This is a genomic window from Thalassospira mesophila, assembly GCF_002115755.1.
Taxonomy (GTDB): Bacteria; Pseudomonadota; Alphaproteobacteria; order Rhodospirillales; family Thalassospiraceae; genus Thalassospira; species Thalassospira mesophila.
The window spans coordinates 1-353 of sequence record NZ_JFKA01000083.1; the positions used below are offsets into that span (position 1 = coordinate 1).

Below are 353 nucleotides of genomic sequence, written 5' to 3' on the forward strand. Positions count from 1 at the left end.
GATAGGAAGACAACAGTCTCTACGTCTAGCGAATGCTGTGACAGTCAACCCACTGTCACGGTTAAGAAAGAAGGGAAGTACAGTGGTGTGTGGCGGGAAGCTTGGTCGGACTTTATCGATGTGTTGCCTTACCTGCTCATCGGTATTGCGATTGGCAGCGTGATCTATGGTTTCATGCCCACTGACTTATTGGAGCAGTATGCAGGCCCAGATAATCCCTTTGCCATTCCAGTTGCCGCTGTCATCGGCGTGCCGTTGTATATTCGCGCTGAAGCCGTCATACCTCTGGCAGCGGCTCTGATGGCCAAAGGCGTGGGTGCCGGGACGGTGCTAGCGTTGATCATCGGCAGTGC

The 353-nt window shown here is 53.8% G+C and carries 1 protein-coding gene; it reads left to right on the forward strand.

The features are described from left to right. Positions 1-87: 87 nt before the first annotated feature. Positions 88-353 (forward strand): permease (locus TMES_RS22140; RefSeq protein WP_245835549.1); only part of this gene is annotated, 266 nt, incomplete at its 3' end.